This window comes from Bacillus multifaciens, assembly GCF_030756675.1.
Classification (GTDB): Bacteria; Bacillota; Bacilli; order Bacillales; family Bacillaceae_G; genus Bacillus_A; species Bacillus_A multifaciens.
In genome coordinates this window covers 54648-61711 of sequence record NZ_JAVBXD010000031.1, presented here as the reverse complement: position 1 = coordinate 61711, position 7064 = coordinate 54648, and the positions used below count along the sequence as shown (strand labels likewise).

The window sequence follows — 7064 nt, the reverse complement described above, 5'->3', positions numbered from 1 at the left end:
TACAGGAGAAAGTTATCGTTTGAGACACGCCCTTTCTTCTGCAAATTTAGACATGAATCTTTAAGAAAAAAGAGAACTGCAAGCCTCTGCACTTTCTGCTTGCAAAAAACAGCAAACGATTAGCTGGTATGAACATTTATGTTACCAATACACCTTTGGAATGGGTTCCGATGGAACAAATACATGATTTTTATTCCCTCCGCTGGCAGATTGAAATTATCTTTAAAACTTGGAAATCCTTATTTCAAATTCATGATTGGCACAATATCAAACGAGAGCGATTAGAATGCCACATTTATGGAAAACTCATCGCTATTTTTCTATGTTCTTCTACTATGTTTAAGATGCGACAATTAATTTTACAAAAGAAGAAAAGAGAATTAAGCGAATATAAAGCCATTGGAATGATTCAAGACCATCTATACATTCTTTATCAAGCTATACAGCAAAACACCCGAGAAATAACAAAGATTTTAATCCGCCTGTTCCATCTTTTACAGAAGAATGGACGAAAATCTCACAGATATGAGAAGAAGACTGTCTTTGATATTATGGGTGTTGTCTATGAGTATAATGGATTGAGAAAACAAAAGAAAATTGTATAATTAAAAAAGTGAAACCCGTTAGGGTTTATTTGGTATTCGCATTTTTAAGAATATACTTCTATTTTAAGAATGTTTTAACCCGGCTGAACAAAAGTTCAGTTTGGTTACACTCTTAAGTTGATGGGCATGGGGTCACCATATCAAAAAAAGAAAATTGTACACTTAGACACATTTTAGACACAAATTAACCGGTACCTTGTACGCTAAGGAACCGGTTATTCATTTTATTGCTTTTTTACTGAGTTTTTCCCCGTAATGGTCGTAAATTATTAAAATTTGTTTTTTGGTTTAAATTCCACACATAATCACCTGTTAACGTAATGTGTTCCCATCCAAGTGGCGATATATGTTGTAAATAGTCCTCTGGGATGTTCACGCCTTTTGCACGTAAAGCATCTACTGCACGTGATATATATACCGTATTCCATAATACAATTGCTGAAATAAGAAGTTGTAAACCGCTCGCTCTATGCAATTGATCTTCATAAGAACGATCACGAATTTCTCCTAGTCGATTGAAAAATACAGCTCGAGCGAGAGCATGTTTTGCTTCACCTTTATTTAAACCAACCTGTACACGTCTTCTAAGCTCAGGACTTTGCAACCATTCTAATGTATATAAAGTTCTTTCAATTCTTCCTATCTCACGCAAAGTTACAGATAAGCTATTCTGCCTTGGATAGGCCGCAAGCTTTTTGAGAATAAGAGAAGCTGTGACTGTTCCATTACGCACAGAGCTAGTTAATCGTAATAAGTCATCCCAATTTTCTTTTATTTTCTTTGTATGAATTGTTCCACCAATCATAAATTCTAGATGCGGTTGATTTACGGGCTTTTCAAAAGTATAAATTTTATTTTTACTAAACGTTTTAATTCTAGGAGCAAATCGAAACCCTAACATATGACACATGGCAAAAACATGATCTACAAAGCCTGCTGCATCCGTATAATGTTCTTCAATTTTCAAATCTGTTTCATGGTACAGTAGACCATCAATAATATGTGGCGTATTGATCTGAGATATGTGTATAAAAACTTAATCCTGGATCCCTACCATGTTTTGCATTTACTTGTGCCAACGGACTAGACTGACCACCAGCTCTAAAGAATTGTCCATCAGAAGATGAAGTCGAACCATCTCCCCAATGAGAAGAGAACGGGTATTTATGCTGAAAATCAGTGATTGCCCCAAGAGCTTTGGAATAACTTTCATCCCGTATATACCAATCTGACATCCAAGCTAATTGTGTATAAGATATATTGGGACAAGCATCTGCCATTTTTGAGAGACCTAGATTAATTCCATCAGCCAAAATAGCTGCGAATAATACAGATTTATCCTTTGGCTCAGTTTGGGTATGAAGATGAACAAAGTGTTTGCTAAAATGTGTCCAACTATCTACTTCTACCAATAGTTCCGTTAACTTAACACGTGGTAATACACTGTAAATAAGTCTAGTTAGATCTTCAATCTCATCTGGAATTATTTTCTTTAAAGGTGAAATTTGTATTTTATTCGCATAGATTTCAACATCTGGCAACAATTGATTTTGAATTAAATGATTTACATGAGAGAGTTGCTCGTCCATTAACTTAAATCGTTCCTGTAAATACTGATCGATATTGGTTGGAATTGTTAGTGGAATTTGTTTTTCCTCCTTTAATTCTTTCCATTTTTCTTGGGATAAAAGATACTCTTCAAAATCCTTATATTGTCTACTTCCTACGACCCACATGTCCCCAGAACGAAGATGATTACATAATTCTGAAAAGATACCGAACTCATAATAATGGCGATCAATACCATTTTCTTTCATCACATGCTTGAACCATTTCGATTTGAGAAAGTCCATCGGAGCTGTTTCAGGGATTTTTCTTTTTCCTGTTTGGTTTATTTCTTTCAACATTTCTAGGGCCTGAAATAAAGTATGGCTCGCTTTAGAGGCTTTAAAGACATACATTCTTAATAATCTAGGTGCAAACTTCCGAAAATGTCCATAATGATTATCTAGTAGATCTAAATAGTCAAATTCTGCTGGTCTAGCTAGTTCTTCAGCATGTTTCACTGATTCTACAAATTGTTCCCATGAAATAATAGATTGTAAAGATTCAAATGGGTCCTGTTCTAATTCTTTTGCTTCAATTAAAGCCTTTCCAACTTTTGCGTATAAACGAACTTTTTCATTAATCGCTTTTCCGTCCTTTTGGAAATGTTCCTTATGTTTCTTTTCACCACGATTAAACATTCTACCCATTAGTTTCTCGAGCATCTCTATTCCTTGATCTATTAAAAAAGCATATATATGAATGAGAAAGGCCATAAAAGTCGCATGTCGTTTGAGCTCATGAAACCTGGATAAATGTTGATTGGAATAGCGTGAACCTTCACGTGCCATCTGTAGCAATCTATTTTGATGCACCTCTCTACCGTTATCTAACGGTAAGTTTAATTTTTGGATAAATTCTATTCGATCCATAATCTTATGAAAGTTTTTAACCGAAATGACACCTGGAGGTTGTCGAAGCCATGATAAATACGAAAACTTGTATCCTTTTCCTACACTTAATAACTTGTCTAGTTGCTTACATTGAGAAGAAGTAAGATTTCTTGTTAATTGTTTAAAAATCTTTCTATGTGCTCGTTCACGTACAGCCCATGCCAAATGTTCGATTGCATACATAGCTGGTAGAATGATTTTTCTTTTTCTCATTTCTATAATAAGTGCTTCTACTAAAAGATGACCTTGATCTGTTTTCATTGCTATAGGGAGAAGCCAACGTGCGAGCTCTCGATATGCTTTTAAAGTAAAAGTCCGAAATCCTAATGTATTTCTAATTTTAATTAAATGCTCTCGTCGAGTTGTATCACGACCACGTGCATAGTTTTGTATAGCTGAAGGAAAAACCCCTAATTGTTTAGCAATCGTATGTACAATAAAATCTGGAACTTTTTCACTTGCAGATAATGGTCTCCCAGGAAAACGTAAGTAAGCGATTTGTATAGCAAAACCTAATCGATTGGCAGCACCGCGTTGCTTATTTATAATTTGCAACTCTTCATCAGATATTGTGTAATAGCGTAGAATTTCCCTCTCATCCATATGATTGGGAATTTCATAAAAATATTCCCTTTGTTCTGCAGTAAGAAGTTCTCTTGTTTTCAACTTCCTATCTCCTTTATGTATTATTTTTTATTGAATGGAACAATTGTCTTATCATGTAACCCCCAAAAATCTCACTTACTTCTATGATAAAACAACACTTGTTTCAAGAAAAAACATAAAATATAACAAAACCCACAGAGAACAAGAATGTTTTCTGTGGGTTTTGTTTATTTCAAAGAAGCTTTTGGGAAGCTCGGTTTGATCAATTTTATTTTTCTAACACATCTGAACGATTTATTCTTCACTTAGTGAGCTGCTTGTACCAAATGTACTTTGGAACTCATAAATTGCTTAAAATTCAAGAAATGATTTCATATCAAATGACATTCTTATTGTATTAGAAAAATAAAATATAGAGTTTTTTACATATATATTAGGGATAAACTTATCTTACTTTAAATGTCTTTCAAATCACTTTCGTAAATATTACAAAAGTCTTTCGTAAGTGTTACAAAAGTCTTTCTTTGGTTTAAAGACGCTTGGCCAAGATGAATAACAGAATTATTTTATTCTCTACCTCACGCTAACAATAACATGTGTACCTTTTCTGTACTTGGATTTCTGTATTTTGTAAGGGTTTCTAACGATATACAATGAACGATATCAAATTGATTGTAGGAAAGAAGTTAGTATGGAGAATGTAGGGAAATACACAATTACTTCCAATTATTAGACTGGTGATAATAGGTAAGTCCCCTATTTATTAGTTAATAAAGGAAATAAATAGTGTTTGATATTGAAAAAGTTACCAGAGATTATCATTTTTTAGAATTTTATGAAAGACTTTTGTAACACTTATGCAAGAAATTTGAAAGGTAATTAAATTAAGATGAACTTTGAAATATAAATTTAAAAGTAAATTTTTTCACAAAGAGAGGAGAACGGAATGAAAAAGAAATTTAAAACAACAGGAATTGGAAAGAAGGTAATCCCTGCAACAGCAGCATTAGGTATTCTTTTTTCTATGGCACCTATTGCAGAAAATAAGGCTAGCGCAGGAATAGGTACGATACTAGATGTAACTATTACTTCATTAGGTATTGTAAAAGACATTTATGAGGGACTTGGAATATCTCCAGAGGATGCAGGACCAGGCACTCACATTGATGTATATGCAGAAAATATAACTTACAGGGCTCCTAATTTTACATCTGGGGAATTTAATATTTCCATGCATCATACAGCAGATGATTCAAATTTTACTAAATCAGTTAAAGTACTCTATCCAAATGGAAAAATTGAAATTCATAAATTAAGATCTGGGCAGCAGCTTAAAATTACTGAAGCGGGTACAATTATAGATCTAAACCCTGATGCAAAATCTGTCTCAGAACACGATCTTCTTTACATTACACAAGCACAATTAGACGAAGGAAAGACCGGAGTTGTAATGAATCAAGGTCAAACAGCATTCGTAGAAAAAACATCTGGTAAAAACCCAAGACTTGTTATTCCATTTCATAAGAAAAGATACCCATCATATACTTCTGAATGGTCATTTGCTAGAGGTACAGATGCCCTATTTAATGAGTTATCAGAAGAGGAAAAACAAATATCAACACTGACTTCAAAGCCAGTATCCAAAGATGTTCTTTGGAATTATCTCACAAGCGATTCTAAAGCTCTTGCAGATTTTCATGATCGATCAGCAAGTATGTTTGCTGATACGAATCTGATCTTCAAAACCCCTATTGTAGTAAGCTACGTTGGATTGAAGAATGATACGCCTTTCCAAATTATACCGTGTGAAAAAGGAAGCAAGAAAGTAATTTTAAAAACAGGCTCAAAATATCTTTCAGGGAAAGAAGGAGAATCACTCCAATATTCAGATTCAATTGGTGATAACGAGATATTTGAACTTGTCCAAATTGAAAATAATGTAAACAATGAATTCCAATTCCATTTAATAAACAAGAATGGGGCATATTTGGCTTATACTGGGCAGGATAAAATATTCTCCACTAATGAGAAGGACAACATTCGTTTCATTGGAAAAAGCAACAATGAAATTGACAATTGGTTAAGAGAATGGTACCCGGGTAAAGAAAATGAGAAACAGAAGTATGACGGAATAGAGATTATAACCGATGAAAAGGACCCTACTAAATGGAGTGCAAAAGATTCCTCTGGAAACGTGATAAAGAACAGTTGGGTAAACCGAGGTGATCAGTACTTTTTTGCAGATGCTGATGGGATTTTCATGACGGGATGGCAAGACATTGAAGGAAAGAGGTATTACTTTAAAGAGGTTATAGGATTAATCAATACAAGTGGAACTAAGATTGATGGAAAGTATTACAGTTTCAACGATGACGGTTCTGTAAAACGTTCAACATGGACGGAAGACCAACATGGTCTACACTATTCTGATGCTTCAGGAGCAGAAGTTGAAAAAGGTCTACGAGACATCGATGGTAAAATTTATTACTTCCAAAATTACAATGTAAATAAAAATGAAATACGTTTAGAAGATCAAAATATCATTCTTCACTTTTCTGATAAAGGTGTGCTTGAGAGAGTTTCTAATCTAAATGGAGAAGCTATAAACAGCATTATTAATGTTAAGTTTGACAACAAAATATTAGCATTTAATAAAGACGGTTCGATTTTGAAAACAGGAGTCAACAAAATCGATAACACACTGGCATATTATAGTTTAGAAGATGGCGTTTCCTATACTGGTTGGAAAATGATAGACGGTAAAAGATACTATTTCACAAATGGCCTCAATGATACGTTCAATGATTATAAAAACATTGACGGAAAAAAATATTATTTTCATGAAGACGGATCAGTTAACCGAGCAGGATTTGAAAAAATCGATGGTAAGCTATACCATTTTGACAATAACGGCGTAGCACAAACGGGCTGGCAAACTATCGATAATAAATATTATTACTTCGATGAAAATGGGGCAGCTAAAACAGGATGGTTCCAAGTTGGTGGTGGATATAGACCTATTCCACTTGCATACGGATATCTTTGGTATTGTGCTAGAGAAGATGGTTCACTTTATTCAGACGGTTGGTTTAAAATCGACGGTAAAGATTATCACTTTGACCAGTGGGGACATAAAATGTAAGAAAGTATAAATTCATATGGACTACCTATGATTCTTCTGGAAAATTGATAATGAATCATATAACTTTGAAGAACTATATAAATCCAAATTTAAAAAACGACATAAAACCATCTTTTTTAGGCGGGCGAGAGCATCTGGCCATGCATAGAAGCGGTCAGTGCCTTTTCCTGCCACAGGCGAAGTTTAAACAAAGAGAGAAAGCGAGTGGAAGCT

General features: G+C 34.1%; 1 protein-coding gene and 2 pseudogenes. 2 read left to right on the top strand and 1 reads right to left on the bottom strand.

Annotated features, from left to right (window positions below; genetic code table 11):
• Positions 1 to 605: pseudogene (locus tag Q9306_RS18000) on the top strand (transposase); the annotation flags it as partial.
• A 235-nt stretch (positions 606 to 840) separates the two neighbouring features.
• On the opposite strand, the pseudogene Q9306_RS17995 reads toward Q9306_RS18000, so the two are convergent.
• Positions 841 to 3706: pseudogene (locus Q9306_RS17995) on the bottom strand (Tn3 family transposase).
• Between the two features lie 949 nt (positions 3707 to 4655).
• Between Q9306_RS17995 and Q9306_RS17990 the strand changes: the two are divergent.
• Positions 4656 to 6851, top strand: coding sequence for an N-acetylmuramoyl-L-alanine amidase family protein (locus Q9306_RS17990; RefSeq protein ID WP_306200953.1), 2196 nt, complete (start codon positions 4656 to 4658; stop codon positions 6849 to 6851).
• Positions 6852 to 7064: the final 213 nt, after the last annotated feature.